Annotated in this window: 16 protein-coding genes; 11 read left to right on the top strand and 5 right to left on the bottom strand. The window is 54.1% G+C overall.

All coding sequences use genetic code 11. From position 1 onward, the window contains the following. Positions 1-92: 92 nt before the first annotated feature. The 7 genes from ACF2JD_RS21435 to ACF2JD_RS21405 all read left to right on the top strand — a co-directional run bounded on the left by ACF2JD_RS21435 (position 93) and on the right by ACF2JD_RS21405 (position 7,524). Entirely contained in the window at positions 93-1,847 is a 1,755-nt protein-coding gene (locus ACF2JD_RS21435; RefSeq protein ID WP_440988139.1) for a PRTRC system ParB family protein, read from the top strand. A 289-nt stretch (positions 1,848-2,136) separates the two neighbouring features. Beyond that, positions 2,137-3,291, top strand: a complete 1,155-nt coding sequence (locus ACF2JD_RS21430; RefSeq protein WP_103829025.1) for a DNA polymerase III subunit beta — start codon at positions 2,137-2,139, stop codon at positions 3,289-3,291. 125 nt (positions 3,292-3,416) lie between these two features. Next, positions 3,417-3,935, top strand: coding sequence for a hypothetical protein (locus ACF2JD_RS21425; RefSeq protein WP_212540594.1), 519 nt, complete (start codon positions 3,417-3,419; stop codon positions 3,933-3,935). A 513-nt stretch (positions 3,936-4,448) separates the two neighbouring features. Beyond that, the gene (locus ACF2JD_RS21420) at positions 4,449-4,649 is read left to right on the top strand and encodes a hypothetical protein (RefSeq protein ID WP_128343913.1); all 201 of its coding nucleotides are present in this window, start codon (positions 4,449-4,451) and stop codon (positions 4,647-4,649) included. A 134-nt stretch (positions 4,650-4,783) separates the two neighbouring features. After that, positions 4,784-6,001, top strand: coding sequence for a hypothetical protein (locus ACF2JD_RS21415; RefSeq protein ID WP_128343915.1), 1,218 nt, complete (start codon positions 4,784-4,786; stop codon positions 5,999-6,001). Further along, positions 5,982-6,728, top strand: a complete 747-nt coding sequence (locus ACF2JD_RS21410) for a hypothetical protein (RefSeq protein ID WP_134695593.1) — start codon at positions 5,982-5,984, stop codon at positions 6,726-6,728. The genes ACF2JD_RS21415 and ACF2JD_RS21410 overlap by 20 nt, the downstream gene beginning before the upstream one ends. A 46-nt stretch (positions 6,729-6,774) precedes the next feature. Continuing rightward, a complete protein-coding gene (locus ACF2JD_RS21405) occupies positions 6,775-7,524 on the top strand; it encodes a PRTRC system ThiF family protein (RefSeq protein ID WP_103829029.1) in 750 nt (249 codons plus the stop codon). Positions 7,525-7,640: 116 nt separating this feature from the next. On the opposite strand, the gene ACF2JD_RS21400 is transcribed toward ACF2JD_RS21405, so the two are convergent. Beyond that, positions 7,641-8,639 (bottom strand): ParB N-terminal domain-containing protein, encoded by a 999-nt coding sequence (locus tag ACF2JD_RS21400; RefSeq protein WP_103829031.1) that lies wholly within the window; start codon positions 8,637-8,639, stop codon positions 7,641-7,643. After that, positions 8,639-9,868, bottom strand: a complete 1,230-nt coding sequence (locus ACF2JD_RS21395; protein WP_103829032.1) for a ParA family protein — start codon at positions 9,866-9,868, stop codon at positions 8,639-8,641. Before ACF2JD_RS21395 ends, ACF2JD_RS21400 begins: the two co-directional genes overlap by 1 nt. 454 nt (positions 9,869-10,322) lie before the next feature. On the opposite strand from ACF2JD_RS21395, the gene ACF2JD_RS21390 reads away from it, so the two are divergent. The 3 genes from ACF2JD_RS21390 to ACF2JD_RS21380 are packed head-to-tail and all read left to right on the top strand — an operon-like array spanning position 10,323 to position 11,875. Further along, positions 10,323-10,667: a hypothetical protein gene (locus tag ACF2JD_RS21390; protein WP_128343918.1), complete on the top strand. Its 345-nt coding sequence runs from the start codon at positions 10,323-10,325 to the stop codon at positions 10,665-10,667. Between the two features lie 18 nt (positions 10,668-10,685). After that, entirely contained in the window at positions 10,686-11,438 is a 753-nt protein-coding gene (locus ACF2JD_RS21385) for a hypothetical protein (RefSeq protein WP_103829033.1), read from the top strand. Continuing rightward, entirely contained in the window at positions 11,438-11,875 is a 438-nt protein-coding gene (locus ACF2JD_RS21380; protein ID WP_103829034.1) for a hypothetical protein, read from the top strand. The genes ACF2JD_RS21385 and ACF2JD_RS21380 overlap by 1 nt, the downstream gene beginning before the upstream one ends. Before the next feature lie 1,698 nt (positions 11,876-13,573). Here the strand turns inward: ACF2JD_RS21380 and ACF2JD_RS21375 are convergent. The 3 genes from ACF2JD_RS21375 to ACF2JD_RS21365 form a co-directional block, all read right to left on the bottom strand. Next, positions 13,574-14,410, bottom strand: a complete 837-nt coding sequence (locus ACF2JD_RS21375; RefSeq protein WP_000480968.1) for an aminoglycoside O-phosphotransferase APH(6)-Id — start codon at positions 14,408-14,410, stop codon at positions 13,574-13,576. Further along, the gene (gene aph(3'')-Ib / locus ACF2JD_RS21370) at positions 14,410-15,213 is read right to left on the bottom strand and encodes an aminoglycoside O-phosphotransferase APH(3'')-Ib (RefSeq protein WP_001082319.1); all 804 of its coding nucleotides are present in this window, start codon (positions 15,211-15,213) and stop codon (positions 14,410-14,412) included. Before aph(3'')-Ib ends, ACF2JD_RS21375 begins: the two co-directional genes overlap by 1 nt. Before the next feature lie 65 nt (positions 15,214-15,278). Continuing rightward, positions 15,279-15,893, bottom strand: a complete 615-nt coding sequence (locus ACF2JD_RS21365; protein ID WP_000904906.1) for a recombinase family protein — start codon at positions 15,891-15,893, stop codon at positions 15,279-15,281. A gap of 125 nt (positions 15,894-16,018) precedes the next feature. Here ACF2JD_RS21365 and ACF2JD_RS21360 point away from each other — a divergent pair. Beyond that, positions 16,019-17,076 (top strand): DUF4158 domain-containing protein (locus ACF2JD_RS21360; RefSeq protein WP_001138079.1); only part of this gene is annotated, 1,058 nt, incomplete at its 3' end.

Below are 17,076 nucleotides of genomic sequence, written 5' to 3'. Positions count from 1 at the left end.
AGCCCCAACTAATGATTATTGGTTTGCCCTCCCTTGCATTGACCGATGCCGTGGGATCATAACCCCATTGAAACCAGAATGGGGTTATGAACATGAACGCATTGAAACAAGGCGCCTCCAACCACACGGATGATTCTTTGGTGATGCTCACTGTTGATCAGGTAGTCGCAGCCCCCTGGGGCAACGTCCGTCGCGGCAGCCGCAACAATACCAAGTGGACGGATTTTCTCGCTGATGTAAGGCTGCGCGGGATCATCCAATCGGTGACGGTTCGCCCCCATCCAGAAGTGGCAGGTGTTTTCGAGCTGTTAGCAGGATATGGCCGTTGGGATGCCGCCAAAATTGTGGGTTGCCCGCTCCCCGCCCTTGTCGTCAATTGCAGTGACTCAGAAGGCGTTGCTATTGGCATGATGGAGAACCTGCAGCGGGAAGACATGGGGCCGGTTGATGAAGCCCACGCAGCACAAACGGCACTAGCTCTATGCAATGGTGATTACGAAGAAGCCCGTAAGCAACTCGGTTGGTCGCTGGGTCGCCTCAAACAGCGCCTGCATCTTACTCGCTGCACTCCGGCAGTGCTTGATGCAATCTCAGCCAAATTGGTTTCACTTCGCCATGCCGATTTGCTCGCAGGTATCAGTGCTGAGGCGCAGAACGCTCTGTTGCCCTCAATTACTGAGAAAAGCCTTAGCGTGGATGCGCTCAAAGCCTTGCTTGGTAAAGCCTCGGCACCGATTTCCTCTGCGCGTTTTGATGTAGGAGATTGCGCCTCCTGCATTCACAACAGCCAGCAACAATCCAGCCTGTTTAATGAGTTCGCTGTTGTTGACGGGGCTGTTTGCCGGAATCTTGTGTGCTTTAAACAAAAAACTGCAGCTATGGTTGCGGCCCGCAAGGGCGAACTCACCGAGCGTTACGGCACCATCATTGTTCTATCCGAAGTGTCCCAAGGTTCGATTAACCATGTAAGCCATGACACCGTTGGCGCAGAGCAGATGTTTGATGGCTGTTTACCTTGCTCGAAGCGTGTTGCATTGCTCGATGACCGCATTGATACCGCAGGTGATGTGCTCGAAGATCGTTGTACCGACCCAGATTGCTTCAAAACGTGTGTTGCGAAGCACTGTGATGCAGTGGCGGAAGCTGCAGAAATCACTGAACAGGCGAACTGGGCGGCGGGGATTGATCCCGCTCTCACCAATACAGCCCAACCCTTGCAATTGGATGACGGGAATAAGCAGGCTCCCAATGTGCCCAAAAGAAAGGCTGCCGATAGTGATCCCGCTACCTCTTTGAGTAGTTCGGTGGTTGCAGACCACAAGATAATGCTAAGACGCGCAGCCGTTGAGGCGTGGGGAAGCGACGCAGAGGCTTCACAGCGTTTCCAACTATCAGTTGTTTTGTCGAGCCTTTTGTCCGTTGCTGGCAAAGCAACCTTTGGACGCGCCCTGCCGGATACCATTGCTGATAGCAGCAAAAGTATTGAGGCGTTGCGAAGCGAGATCGCCAGTACCATGAGCTTTATCGTCGAGCGTTTGGACGGCACCGGCTACTGCCCGATGGTGGACGTTATGATGGCCACTCTCCCCCACGCTCCTAACGCTAAGGAGAAGGCTATAGCCCAATGGGTTCCCACACCCGAGCGACTGAAAAGTTACACGACAGATACAATCACCTTCATCTTGAAGGAGTCCGGCTTCTTGACTGCCTATGAGGCTGCCCACGATGCCAAGGCACTGAAAAAGCTTATCGGTATGAACAAAGGCGATCTTATCAAGACAGTTGGCTCCTTTGAGTTCAGTTGGTCAGGCTACGCCCCCAGTTTTTACTTTAAGGGGTTTGAATAGTCCCTCTCCCCTCCCCCGCTTAGTAGGCGGGGGAACACCCCTTTATGATCCCCTATGCTTATTCCACTATATGTCCTGTTCCTGGTAGCCCTCTAGCGGGGTTGTAATCTGCTAGGATTCGCAAGGGTGACAATATGCTCAGTTCATCCGGTCCGGTACAATTGTAGGTTTTGTTTTCTTCCCTTACTCCAATCCATCAGAGTATTTCTGCAAGGTGACCTACCTGATGGGCACTTGCATTATCAAGTAACAGCGTAAGTTGACTCCACGCACCAAGGAGACAACCGTTATGATGGAATTTACCTTTAAATCCAGTTCATCTTTTACCGACGCAATCACCTTCGTTGCAGCTCATGCAAAAGGGAGCATTGCACCGATTCATAAATACCTTCTACTGCAAATAGCAGAGAACGGCGTTCTGTCAGTTCAAGCCACGAATGGTGGTTTCTTTGCTACCCGCATGACGAAAATGGATTCGTTCAGCGGCACGGGCTCTATCTGCGTTGATGCGGCAAAATTCAATGCCATCGTTCACTCGATGCCCGTTGATGCAACCGCAACTGTCAAGTTTTCCTCTGACGGCAATAAATTATCAGGCGTTGTTCAAGCAGGGCGTAGCCGATTCCAGTTAGTGTGCTTATCAGCAGACGAGTTCCCTCAGCCAGAGATTTGTAATAACACCTCTCGCTTTTCCATCCAAAGTAGCGATCTGCTTCCCACCCTGACCCGTCTAAACCGTATGGCTCCGGCTAATGATTGCCGCCCAACGCTCAATTCCATTTGCGTTGAGCTGGACGATACGAGGGCCGTAGTTGTGGCATCTGATGGATTGCGGCTGGCTAAAGGGGAGTTCCCTATCAGCAGTATTAGCGGTGATGTGCGGGGGCATCAGTTGTTGATCCCTAAACAACAAGTGCAGCAAATAATTTCAATGACAAAGATGGGGTGTGAGCTGGTAGTTCTCTTTGATGCTTCACGCCTTGCCATCATCTGTCCGGTACATGGTTGGAAACTACAATTCAGCCTGCTGGAAGGAAAGTACCCCAACTGGCAGCGTGTTATCCCGAATCCCTCTGGTCATGGCTGGGCTGACCTAGGGGTAGATCGGGAATATTTCATTTCATGCCTTGAGAGAGCCAAGATTTTGGCTGATGGTCGCAAACAAACTGTGCGTTTCCAAGTCCAAGCTGGGGAGATCACTATCAGCTCGAAGAACGAAGGGAGCGACGAGGGGGCGACCGAGATCGTCCCCTGTAAGATGCCGTTAGGCTTAGAGAGGGTATCGGCCATCTTCAATGTTGGTTATCTCGTCGATGCTCTGCGCGGATTGTCCGGCGCAATAGTCAATCTGACCATCGATACCTCGGAGCAGAATAGTGCGGTTCTCATGCGTTCTGAAACTGACATTACTGCATTGCAGGTGTTGGCCCAAGTTAAGGCTTGATGTTATCTGACAGCTTGCTTTTGTCGTTCTATTGGGGGGCAAACTAATCGCTATGCCCCCTTGCATCATCCGGTATCGGGTTAACCTAAGTCCACTGAATAAAGAAACAGACCGGAGAAATTTCCATGTTCCAGCCCCTGATTGAATGCCTTTCCACTCGCCTCGGGGTGAGTCAATTCAACCTTCAAGTGTCCGGCTCGGCAGAGTTAACACAGGTGATCATCATCCCCGTCCTCTCGGCTCCTGCGGCCAATGTTGCGGGGGCAGGCTATCAGGAGAGGGGGCAAGCCTACCGTGCTGCCCTGACAACTCCGGTTGTCGTTTCCGCACCTCTAGGTGACATTGATACTCGCTTAGCTGAGATCCTTGACGAGTACGCTCAAGGTCTCTCTGATACATTACGCCAGCCCAGCATCACTGAGCAATTGCAGAAGGCTGTATCTCAAGCGGCGGTCAAGGGTGTTGAGCCGAAGAAGAAAAAGGGGGAAGCCACACATCCAGTGACTGATGGAGCTATTCCAACAGGGGCAGGGGCAGGGGCAGGGGCAGGGGCAGGGGCAGGGGCAGGGGCAGGGGCAGTTCAGGAGAAAGTTGATGCCCAAGCACTTTTTGACCAAGACATTTTGTCCTCTTTGGGAATCTAAGGGGAGTCCATATGCAAACCATCAACTTACTGCGTCGAACCTTTAAAATTGGCTCTGCTATCGTAGATGACCCTGTTCCTGGCCTGCCACTCGAAACGGCACAACAAATCCTATCAGCCACCTACCCACAGGTACGTTGGACAACCTTGTACGAGACCGATGGCCTTCTGGTAGGGAATACCTTGCAATACGAATTTCTAATACCCCCAGTCAAAACCAACGGTTAGATGTTGGGAGGGGAGGGGATCGAAAACCGCCGCAAGGCGGTTTTATCTTTTGTGTGTGTGGATTCAGCCGCCAGCTATCAGTCCTAGGGGAGGTTTGAGTGACCCAGTACTGCTGATGGGGTGATGTTGTCGGTGAACAGGCAGCAGAAAAATACAGTGTATTTGTGTTTCCAACTTGTTATCGGCAGCGCAAGGGAGCAACAAAAATACACTGTATTTTTGGGAGTTTGAGCTGATCTTGCGTCTGAGCAATCTAAGGGATACTGGCTGCATAGGAGGTGCTTACATGCCGACTCATGATGAATTAGCCGCATGGCTGGATGTAATTGAGGCTGAGCCAGAACAGCCAACAGAGCAAGTTTCAGATCAAAACTACCTAGAAGAATTTGCCAAGGAGAAAGTGAAATGGATGCAGTTTGCTCAGAGAGTAGCGCGAGCACCAACCGAGCGGGATTTGCAATCCGGTTGGGCGAGCCGGCCTCGCTGAAAGGGCAGGCTAGCGCGCGTTTGCAAGTACCCCCCTCCTTGCGTCTGCGCGGGGCTGTAATACCAAGACCGGGGTTTGCGGCTACAGATGGTTTCCATTCATCAATTCATTCTCTGGGGGAAATTGCACCACTGTTGAAGCCTGTCGTCACGCTGGCTCACAAGAACGGCTGGGGGGCCACAGAACTGACCAATTTGATGGCAGCGCAGACTCTAGCTGAGCGCCTGAGTCGCTTTGAGGATCTTGCGCATGTTGTATGCCAAGAGCTGTCTGAGCGGGCTGAAAGGGCAGGGGAGGTATGTGCCTGCGAACTGCGGGAGATCCTAAAAAATGTGGGTGGGGAAGCGTTGGCCACAGAGTTTGACAATAACTACGCAACTTGTAGGCAGATACTTGATTTTAGTTTTGGCCTTGTTAACGACCGAAATGGTAATGAGTTCGGTCAGGCCAGCGAGCAGTTCAGATTTAGGCTGTTCTCTGACCTCGAATTCATGGTTTTTCCATCGTCAGTGTCCAGCGACTACCTCGCAGCATTTCAAAACCTCATGTTCTCACAACTCCCACTTGTTGGGTTCATCCCAAGTAATGCCTTCTTTGAATACACCCTCGACTGGATGACTGAGTGTTACGATCTTGAGTTACCAGAGACTTTGGAGGCCAGCCAAATTGACGAGTTCATCGGCGTTTTGGAGCAGGCCGAAAGTGAATTATCCAAGATAGACTCTGCTCCCAGCATCGAATCAGAAGCCCCCGACTTTTTCGATAAACTCGTGCTGCTAGTCGGTGGCAAAGCAGAGGCAACTGCTGTTCTTATGAAGGTCAAAGATGCCAGTGATGAACTCGGTGGTGATGGATACTCAGCCATGTGGAGCTGTTTTGATTATTGCCATCAGAAAGCTGGCTGGACTGAAATCGCTCAGTCAGTGAAGGAGATCACAGCTGAAGGGGGGCTTGCGGCTGTATTTGGCCGCCTGAGTGAGGTGGATGATAACACCTCTCTGAGTGCCTTCCTGTTGGGGGCTCAGACGATCATTGAAAGGGAAATGGCGACCAATAGGGTAGCGAAAGAGGTTTTCGACTATCAAGACGAGTCTGACATATCCATTGACTTTAAAATCCCCTTTGAAACAAAGGTGCTGTCGCGCAGGGAGCTTGCTGATGATGCCTACAACACTCACAACGAATTTGCCATGAACGGGGATCTTTGTACCTCTAGCGTTTGCGTCCACATCAATGATGATACTTTGATGGCCATGGAATCGTGGCAGCGAAGCATTGCAATTATGGCCGCTGTGTACGTCGCAGGAAACAACATGAAAGAGGAAACAGGTCATGCAAGTGGTCAGAAATAACGCCTGTCAGAATAAACAGAGTCTACCCCGCCTTGCGCTCGTATTTTCCAGCTCTAGTGAGCAGATGGCAGACCTGACCGGCATTACACGACACGCCATCGTTGACGACAAACTTGGGCTAGGTGAACCCCTTTCAATGCAGACGATTCAGGATCTGTTGGCAGACCTCACAGGGTCGCTGGATCGCTCCCAGGGTAACACGAAGGGCAACTACCAATTCATCCCCTCAAACGTGCTGCTCAGTAGCCCAAGCGCCATTACATGGTATCAGCCCTCGCGGGAAGGAATGTTATGGTTACAGGTAGGTGGTGAGAGGTGCGGTTTCCAGATCCGTTGGCCAGCACTTGTGTTCAATATCCAGAAAGGGTCGGCACGGCTATCTGTAGCCGCTCTGGAAACCGATGAGCGCCCTACACCCGAGAACCATGTCTACGATGTTCCGATGCCCAACTGCTACCACGGGGGAGGGTTTTGCCTTGGGAGTGCAACGTTGCCCCGAGAAATTAATTTCTCGACCTTGCCGGAGATTGAGGCTTGCATGTACGAGGCGCTGAAAACACACAGTAACAACTCCCAAGCGTTAGCCGACGGCTCTACGCCAACCGCGTTTTGGGTCGGAATGGACGTAGAGCGGAGAAAGACCGGCGTAATCCCGACAATAACAGCCTCCCAAATGACGAGAATTGGCTATCTCGGAGATTGGATTGAGCAGGTTGCATCACGATAAAGAAGGGGATAATTGCGAACGTTGAGTTGAGTAAAGGAGCAGGGCGATGAAGTGGAAAACCCCCATTGAGTATTTGTCTCAGGAAGTGGATGTTGTGCTTATTGGGTGTGGAGGGACTGGCAGTTTTGTCATGGGCGAACTGTCAATGTTACATGATCTCTTGGCCCGTCTTGGTCATCCCGGCATCAGTGTGACCGCCTATGATGGCTCTCCGGTTCGTGAAGCTAATTTAGGTCGCCAGAGGTTCCATGCGGCAGACCTGGGGCTCCCCAAAGCACAAGCCTTGGTCGATGCGGAGCGTTGCTATAACGGATTCGCTTGGGAAGCTAAGGCAGACTATGATGTGGGCCAAGGACACTTTAATCGCCGCCGTCCAACCGTATATATCACCGCTGTGGACAAGCCCAGTTTTCGTGCGCAATTCGGGTCGAAGTTTGCAACGTTGAGCAAAGGAAACGGCCTCTGGATTGACGCAGGCAACGATAACAAGACGGGGCAGGTAGTCTTAGGGGGGGCGGGATTGCCGACAGCCTATGACCTGTTTGCGGGGCAGTATGAGGTGATGGTGGATGACCTATCCAAGAGCTGTTCATCAGCGGAGGCCGTCGCCAAGCAAGATTTCGGGGTTAACTCTACGGCAGCCAGGATTGTTGGCCAACTCATGTGGAATATGTTCCGGCATGGCGGCCTTGATTCCCACGGTGCGTTTTTCGACGTACACCGGTTATCAGTTGACCCCATACCCATTGACGAAAAAGTGTGGTCATCGTTCGGTTACTCTCCGAAGACTCAGTGAGTGCCATGAACGCAACCCTAAATAAAAACCGCCCGATGGCGGTTTTTATTTACTGGCAGGTTGGTGGAATCCTATTGATGCTGTTGCTCCCATGCCCAGCCCTCCCTGCTTGATCCTCACTTTTTGAGCATAGCAAGGAGATCGAACAGTTGCTGACTGGAAATCTCGTCTGGTAGGGTCAACTCGAAAGTATTGCCCTTTTTTTGCTTCACCTCGATTCCGGCAATCACATTCACATTGGTGCGCTTTTTCGGCTTTTCACCCGCAAGTTCTGTTGCTTGTGCGGCAATGTCGGCCAGTGCTTTCGGTGCTGAGGGGTATGGCTCTTTACCTTGGGCCCATAATATCAGGGCTTCAACTTGTCCCTTCGTGAGTAGCTTTAGGGTTCTTCGCAGATTTAGTATTGTTGGGCGCCCAGTACCAGTTCCATCCGGTAGCAGTTCATAGAGTGGCAGCGGGATCTCAAGTGCCCACTGTGAGGCGCGGACTTCTGACTCATGCACCCCGAAAAGTGCTGCGGCCTGGAGTACATCTAACCCTTCATCCTTCATCACCCGGGCATAATGCAGCCCTTTATCATAAAGCGAGTTGGGTCGAGTGAGGTTGGCAAGTCGACTGAGCTCGCGTAGCTCTGCCATGCTCAGATCCTCTGTTTCGTCGGTGTAAGCTATGGGTAAGCCTTTATCCGCCAACAGTGCACAGTATCGGCGACGCTGACCGTCAAATATGCCATACCTGGTATCTGCTCCTCGTACTGCCAACACCTCCATCACGACGCCACCAGACCGAACTGAGCCGATCAGGTCATCTACAGTTTCTTCAGTCACTCCCGACTTGGAGCGAATATTCGCTTCGTGGATATAGGTTAGCTCCTCAACATGTGCGGAGGGGATATAGACTGACGTCAGCCGCACGAGGCGCCCATTTTTAAGGCGTATAACCCGGAAAGCACCAGTCGATCGAATCTTGCTGGCCAATGCTTCTTCCGCGTCCAGAAATCCCCCAGCCACATCCTCAGGTATGCTGAACACACCGCTTGAAATGGACGGCTCGGCTGCTGATGCAGCCATGTGGGCCACTAGGCCTGTGCTCATTGGCGTGCGCTTTTTGCTCATCAGTTCGATACCTCAAGAATGTTAGAGAAAAACTCAGCCACAACGTTCTCCGCAACGTTCTGGGCACGTCGGAGTGACCGGGTATCTCCTGCATAATGCTTCGGTTGGATGGTGAATACGGTTCGGCCATCTTCAGTGACAGAAGAGAATGGCCTCAGTTGCTCCATCCTGTTGACAAACAACTTCGCTGGTTCAAGGTTCTTGAGCATCATGTAGTTATCCAGATGCTGTGGATTGGTGCCGTCAAATTTACTGCCCAGAAGCCAGACTGATGCGGGATCCAGGTTTGGGGAGGGGATATTCGCCAACAACCCATGAATGGACTCGAGGAATTTCAAGCTCGAGTCAAACTCCAGCGGGTCGAGGCCAATAGCAACAAACAAGCTGTCACTCGCTTGCAAAGTGTTAATCAAGGCCGCGTCAAGATGAGGACCCGCATCAAGCAAGATGAGATCGAAGTGATCACGAATCGGATCAATGACATATTTTGTCAGCAATTCGGTCATGTTGATGCCGGTATCTGCAGCGTGTTGGTATGCCTGCAGTGAAAAGAAACCATCAGCTGTACCCGCCGGCATGACGAATAGCCCATCGCTAGAAGTAGGCAGCATCCATGACCTTACCGTTTCAGGTGTGGCTCTGCTGGCAATGGCTTCGATTGCAGAATGCTGTGGCACTTTTCCAAGCCCGGCGAACCCAAAAGCAACGGAAGTTGACCCCTGGGGATCCATGTCAATAACCGCTACCCGCAATTGATGACGGATCAGGTTGCGATGATGAACCAAACCGGTCGCGATGGTAACGGTCGATGTGGTCTTGCCAACCCCCCCCTTTAGGTTCTGGCAAGCTACCACCTTAGCGCGAGTATCGGAGCCAAGAGTGGACTTGATCTCGGCAAACGAACGCTGGCCTGCGGCCTTGTAAATGGCCCGCACATCGGCATGAGAAAATGTGTGTGGTTGGAGCGCGTTTTTCTCTGCTGGTAGCCGGCTAAACTCTCGGCCACCATCACGCAACACCTTGATGGCCCCTTCAACTCTGGCCCGGGTCATTTCCGGTAAACGCTGCACCTGGTACATCGTGTAAACCGCACTTTGATAGCCGTCCTCAATGGAGGAGTCCCGGCGGTCTTGCTTAACATCGGCTATGTACCCCAACACCATTCTTGCTTGGTTGCGGAGTTTCTCGAAGCCCACCAAGCGTTGCTGTCTTTCCAATACACTGATCATTCGACTTCCACCGTCAATTCCATGTTTTTAGGTCTTGGGATGATAATTCAGGAATTATGGGTTTGTCTATTTTTTGGCAATAGGCGCAGCTGGAGGCACAAGCTCTGCCCTCAGCTAAATGCGGCCAACTAAACCAAAAGCACATCAGATGACCGATCACATTCATTCGTCACCAGCCCCAGCCTGATTGGAAGAAGTAACTGCATACTGATTCTTCCCCGCAAATCATCACCGTCACCAACACGGTCGTTAACCCGCCGAGAAGTGATACAAGGCAACTACGACAGTAGTTCAACAGTGATACAAGGCGACTACGTTGGTAGCTCAATGGTGATACGACTTGCATCAAATGTGATTCGTTTATGATGCAAAGCGTTGACAAGGGTAAGGGCGAAAATGAGCACAACAATCACCAATCCTTGGCACCTAGACAGCATCTCTTAGCGAGGACCTTATGTTACCAAGCAGAAAAGGCGCATCGAAACTCGAGCCCTATACAGATGAACTCCTGGAGCTGAGGGGTAAACATTCGCTTGAGGTGATCCGTGAGTACCTAGAGGAGAAGTACAACATTGAGATAACAAGGTCCGCAATAAATGCGTTCGTAAAACGAAGACAGAAAATATTGGCAAGCCATAGTTCGACCCAACCAACTCCTCTCGTCCCCAGCGAGGAACCCAAAATGGCGCCAGCCGCCGTGCAGCGTAGTCATGTGGCCGAACGACTTCCTTCTGCCACATCCAATAAGGTGGAAACGCCTGTAGTTGTTGACGTGTGGGCAGGCAAGGTAAAACTCTGAATATTAGGGAATTAATAGATGAAGATTGTTGTTGTATCTAAAACAGGATTTGTAGGAAAAACCGTTCTGTCTGCCCACTGGTTGAAAACCATGATGCCCGCAGCCCAGCTCTTCTCGATTGAGGACATGAACCAGGCCGCTGATGCACTTGGTGTTGACGTAACCACAATGAACGGGGGTCAATTCTCAAATCTGATGAATTCAATCATGGTAGAAGATGAGGCCATCATCGATGTGGGTATGAGCAACGTCCGGTTCTTCATCGACGGACTTCGCAAGTTCAGTAACTCTTGCCAAGAGTTCGACTACTACTTTATCCCCCTCACACCAGAGAAGCGTTGCCAGGCAGAGGCGGCAGAAACCATCAACACGCTGTTGGAAATTGGCGTTGACCCTGCTCGGATTCGCCCGATTTTCAACAAAATTCCAGCCACATTCTTCTCCTTCGACCAGTTTGCAAGCTTCGTGTCATACATGAAAAAGCATACAAAAGTGGAGACCGACTTCCGGTGGGCAGTAGAAGAAAACCCGGCGTTTGAAATGCTGTCGCGGCAGGAGCTGAGCCTTGCTAGCGTGGTAGCTGATACTCGAGACTACAAAAGTGAGGCAAAGGCTATCGTTATGAAATCTCGTACAGAAGGGTTGGAGCTCGATGCCAGGAAGGTAGAAGAACTGACGTCCATGCACACTCTACGCATGTGCTGTGTTCCGCTCCTTGAGAAGCTCACTACAGTCTGGGGGGATTTACGTCTTACTAAGCAGGTCGCCTAATGGCCCCGGAAAACCTATCGTTGAAGGGGGGCTTGTTACCGGCAGAACATTACCAGGCGATCTTTGCATCCATGCTTGGTGATGTGTACGAAGCCATTCAGGCAGCCAGCCGCCTACAACGAGAGGTGGAGCGTACCCACGAACTGTTTAGCAAGATTGAGTCGCTTTTAAAATGGCTATCCCGTGAGCGGCAAGAGATACATGATGCAGCAACACGCTTTGGTGTCATGCTAGAGCGGCTTGATGAAGAAAACGAGCGATTTATTCGTGTGCATCGTTCAACTCTCGATGCGATGAGGAGTGAGTTAGACTTCATAGCCCGCTCCGAAATGAAGGAGAGGGGAAGCAAGCTGAATGTTGTTACAAATGTTCCCTGGTTGGTAGCCATTATCTGTTCAGGCATTACAGGTTACTTACTTGGTATGATGGCGAAATGAATTGAAGGCCGTACAGCGATTGTGCGGCCTTTTTTTGCTTATTCACTTCAGGTCGACTCGGCGATGCACCGTTCGAGAGATCGCTAGGTAGGCACATCAGCAAGCTGCAGCTAGATTCTGTATGGGCAGGGGGCCAACTAAGGCGAAGGCCGGGGGGGGGGCATCGGCTCTCGCCGGCCCGAGGCCCCGCCAGTACCGGCCGGGTGGAGTTATCCAAGGTACTGGCCTAGCATGCCTGGAGCCGGCGCCAGATCCTGCAGGGGCGGGGCCAACCAAGGTGCCGGCCGAAGAAACACCGGCTCCCGCACACCTGCAGGCCTGACCGTGGCAGCCCTAAGGCTGAGTTCTACGGCCTTAAAGCGTCAGAACAAACGCCCTCATAATCTCCTCCTTCCTCACATCCATGACTTGGCAAGCAAACAAATGCCTGCCGCCATCTCGAGCCTAACCGCATGACGCGAACCGGATATCCAGCCCGGGACGCACCGAGCATCCCAAACCGGTCCTCTGAACACCGAACCGAAACCGATAATGGGGCGGGCTACCTGGGACGTTGAGCTCGGGCCTTGCCAGCCCCAGCACACCTGACGGCCCCGCCGACTGCCATGAACCGGAACACTCGTCCAGCAGGGTACCGAGCCTGCGACGGCCCTGGCTCGACTTAACCAGCCCCGGCCCAGGGCCCGCCATGCACCGGCTCCCCCTGAACACCGAACCGACCGGCAGCCCGGGGCCACCTGCTGTACCGGCCCGCCGGACAGAGTACCGGATCCACCCCGCCGGCGGTGGCCAACTCGGGCTCCGAGACCGCGGCGGCCCGGGGCCACCGGCAGCACCACCACACCGAATACAACTCCGGATCGGTCCACACTGGCCAAAGAGTCCGCGGCGGCACGATCCGTCAACCACACTCCACAAAGGCCAGCGCGAGCGCTACCAAAGCCCAGGATCTTGAGATCGGCATGCACACCGAGTAAATCCCGCCGCCACCTGGTCCAGCACACTTGCCGGCACCGCCGGACGTAGCACCCGATCCCCCGCCGGCGGTGGCCGCCCTCTGCCCGATCCCACGGTGACCCGGGCCATCCTGCTGCACCGCCCCGCCAGACGTTGTACCTCAGTGGCCCCCCATGCGCCGAGCACGCAGCAGCCCGAGACGTACCAGGTATTGCGCATCGGCTTACTCGACCCAGGGCACCAATGGGGATAGCGGTACCCGCTCGGCGGCCAGCATCTGCAGAATCAGCCCTGATCATTTAGTCCGGGCCCCTTAGACTCAGCACACCAGTGTGTGGAGCTCGAATACCGCCGGAGCCTTGGCTTGCTACTCTGCATGCACACCGACAAAAACCAGCCACCACAACTCCCGGCCCCACCGGCAACAGCACCGATCCGGGAGCTGCAGCGCCACCGGCAAGCACCGGAACACCCGCAGGCAGTGGCCACCCTCTAACCGAACCCGCCGGCCGCTACAACCGATCACCCCGCCGCTGCTGGGCACCCTGGATGCCGAACTCGCTGCCGCCCGGGGCCACCTGCAACACAGACCCATCGGAGGCCGCGCCGAATCCCCGCCCGGTCGCCGGCTACCCGGGGTCGTTTGCGGGAGAGGGCGAAATCCTACGCTAAGGCTTTGGCCAACGATATTCTCCGGTAAGATTGATGTGTTCCCAGGGGATAGGAGAAGTCGCTTGATATCTAGTATGACGTCTGTCGCACCTGCTTGATCGCGGCCGCGATAGCTAGATCGCGTTGCTCCTCTTCTCCATCCGCGTTCCAAGCTGCGGAAAGGCACCCATAAGCGTACGCCTGGTCGAGCAGGCGACGCGGATCGACGTCCAGCGCACGAGAGAATGCGTCCGCCATCTGTGCAATGCGTCTAGGATCGAGACAAAGGTCGTCTCTGTCAGCCGGATCGTAGAACATATTGGCGGCGCCAAAGCCCACTTCACCGACCAGACCGACGGGATCTATCACCAGCCAGCCGCGACTGGAGAACATGATGTTTTCATGATGCAGATCGCCATGTAGCCCACGCAGTTCCGAGGCATTGCTCATCATTTGATCGGCTATAATCGCCGCGTGGACGTAGTCAGTTTGACAACCTGCGTTTTGATCATCGCGCGCCCGCTGAAACAAAGCTGCAAAGCGATCCCGGATCGGGAGAAGGGCAGAAGGCAGGGGTTCCTCAGATGCGGCATACAGCTTCGCCATTAGTTCCGCTGCAATTTCGGTCGCCTGGTAGTCGCCGTGCTCGGCAACGATGTGAGAGAGCATTCGCTCCCCGGCATATTCGAGCAACATCAGATTGTTCTCACGACCGAGCAACCGGACTGCTCCCCTCCCATTGCGCCATACCAGATAGTCGGCCCCGCGCAGTTCATCAGCAATGTCTTCTATAGGTTTCAATCCCTTGACGATTGCAGGAGTCCCGTCTGGCAATGAAACTTTCCAAACGAGGCTGGAAAAGGTGTCCGCAATGAGAACAGGTTGCGAAACGTGCCAATGAGCAGGAAAAACAGGCGGCATGAACATCAACCCCAAGTCAGAGGGTCCAATCGCAGATAGAAGGCAAGGCGTTCGCGGTCGGGGGCTTCGATCCCCAATACATTGAATAGGACAGCGAAGGCGCGCTCTGCTTCATCTGGCGCTGCCCAGTTCTCTTCGGCGTTAGCAATCATGAGTGCCAAATCGGCATAGCGATCTGCTGTTCCGAGCCGCCCAAGGTCGATCAGACCCGTGCATTGAAGAGTTTTAGGGTCCACCATGAAGTTCGGCATGCAGGGATCACCATGGCAAACAACCATATCGGTGCGCTCTTGGTCGAGCCGCACCGGTAGCTCTCGTTCGACACGAGCCAAAAGATCGAGCTGCGGCGTACTCTTGTCCTCGTCCGGTAAGAAGTCGGGATTGACGGCATTGCGGGACACCACATCAACGGCGCGTCCGAACATTCGCGACAGCCTGCGCTCAAACGGACATTGATCAACCGATAGGCTGTGAACAGCGCCAAGTTGCTGCCCCATTGACGGCCACGCTTTGAGCAAATCCGCTCCAGACAGATCAGCCGCCGGTACTCCCGGAATTGCCGTTATCACCAAGCATGCACCCTCCTGTTCCTCCTGCCAGTTGATCACCTCGGGGCAAGCCACACCTCGACCTTTGAGCCAAATGAGGCGGTCACGCTCTCCAGCGAGCTCACCGCGGCGGGAAGCAGGTGCGATTTTCGCGAAGGCATGCCCGTCACCACGTCGAAAAACAAAATCACCAGATTCTCCGCCTCTGACAGGCAACCAGTCAGAATGCGATTCACCAAAAAAAATATTAGTTCGATTCAATGGAGGTTCCTTCAGTTTTCTGATGAAGCGCGGAGGTGGCTCAACCTGCGAAAAGAAACGAGTTGCTACGTAAGTCCGAGAACATGCTTTCCATGGTCTCTGAGCTCGCCTTTGGGACCGACATATCGGTAGAGAGTGACGCGCTCGATGCCGAGTTCCTTGCAGAGATCGGAAACTGAAGTATCGCGCTGGGCCATGGCGGCTTGCGCGAGACGCACCTGAGCTTTGGTGAGCGCGAATTTTCGTCCGCCCTTGCGACCGCGCGCTCTCGCGGAGGCGAGACCCGCCATGGTGCGCTCTCGGATCAGATCCCGCTCGAACTCGGCCAAGGTGGCGAAGATTCCGAACACCATGCGACCGGACGCAGTCGTGGTGTCGATCTGAGCGCCCTTTCCAGTCAGAACCCGCAGGCCGATCTTGCGGTCTGACAGCTCCTTCACCGTGTTGACCAGATGGGCAAGCGATCGTCCGAGGCGATCGAGCTTCCAGACCACCAGCACATCGCCGTCACGCAATGACTTGAGGCAGGCAGTCAAGCCAGGGCGATCATCACGACCGCCGGAAGCAAGATCATCATAGATATTGTCCCGTTCGACACCTGCGGCGCGCAAGGCGTCGTGCTGCAGGTCGAGAGACTGCGAGCCATCGGCTTTGGAGACGCGGGCATATCCGATCAGCATGTATCACAAACGTTGGTTTGAGGCGGCGCTTCGGCCACGATTGCATTGACCTCTGGAAATGTATCTCAACCAGCTTCATAAACAAAGCGTCTTGAACGCTATCAGATTTTGAAAAAGGAACATGTATGCCGCGTCGCGTCACTCTAACCGATCGGCAGAAAGACGCGCTGTTGCGCTTGCCGACTTCACAGACGGATTTGCTCAAGCACTATACGCTGAGTGATGAAGACTTTGGGCATATCAGGCTGCGTCGGCGCGCTCACAACAGGTTCGGCTTCGCCCTGCAATTGTGTGTCCTGCGCTATCCCGGCCGGGTGCTGGCTCCAGGCGAACTGATCCCTGCAGAGGTCATCGAATTTATCGGAGCGCAGCTTGGCCTGGGTGCCGACGATCTCGTAGACTATGCTGCCCGCGAGGAAACACGGCACGAGCATCTTGCCGAGTTACGGGGGCTCTACGGCTTCCGCACCTTCTCCGGACGTGGTGCGAGCGAGCTGAAGGAATGGTTGTTCCGAGAAGCCGAGATGGCGGTGTCGAACGAGGATATCGCCCGTCGCTTCGTAGCCGAGTGCCGACGCACCCGCACTGTCCTTCCCGCGACATCCACGATCGAGCGGCTTTGTGCCGCGGCTCTCGTCGATGCCGAGCGACGCATCGAGACGAGGATCGCCAGTCGGCTGCCTATGTCGATCCGAGAACAGTTGCTGGCATTGCTCGAGGAGACGGCTGATGATCGGGTGACCCGTTTTGTGTGGCTGCGCCAGTTCGAGCCTGGCTCGAACTCTTCGTCGGCCAACCGGCTGCTCGACCGGCTCGAATATCTGCAACGCGTCGATCTCCCCGAGGATCTGCTTGCCGGCGTTCCTGCCCATCGGGTGACTCGTCTGCGCAGGCAGGGTGAACGGTATTATGCCGACGGCATGCGCGATCTCCCGGAGGACAGGCGGCTTGCGATCTTGGCTGTTTGCGTCTCGGAATGGCAGGCGATGTTGGCCGACGCAGTGGTCGAAACCCACGACCGGATCGTCGGCCGTCTCTACCGTGCTTCGGAGCGTATTTGCCATGCAAAGGTCGCAGACGAAGCGGGGGTGGTGCGTGACACCCTGAAATCCTTCGCCGAGATCGGGGGCGCCCTGGTCGATGCACAGGATGATGGCCAGCCGCTGGGCGATGTCATCGCGAG

Source organism: Aeromonas ichthyocola (genome assembly GCF_046087985.1).
GTDB lineage: Bacteria > Pseudomonadota > Gammaproteobacteria > Enterobacterales > Aeromonadaceae > Aeromonas > Aeromonas rivipollensis.
This window is presented reverse-complemented; position numbering and strand designations above follow the sequence as displayed.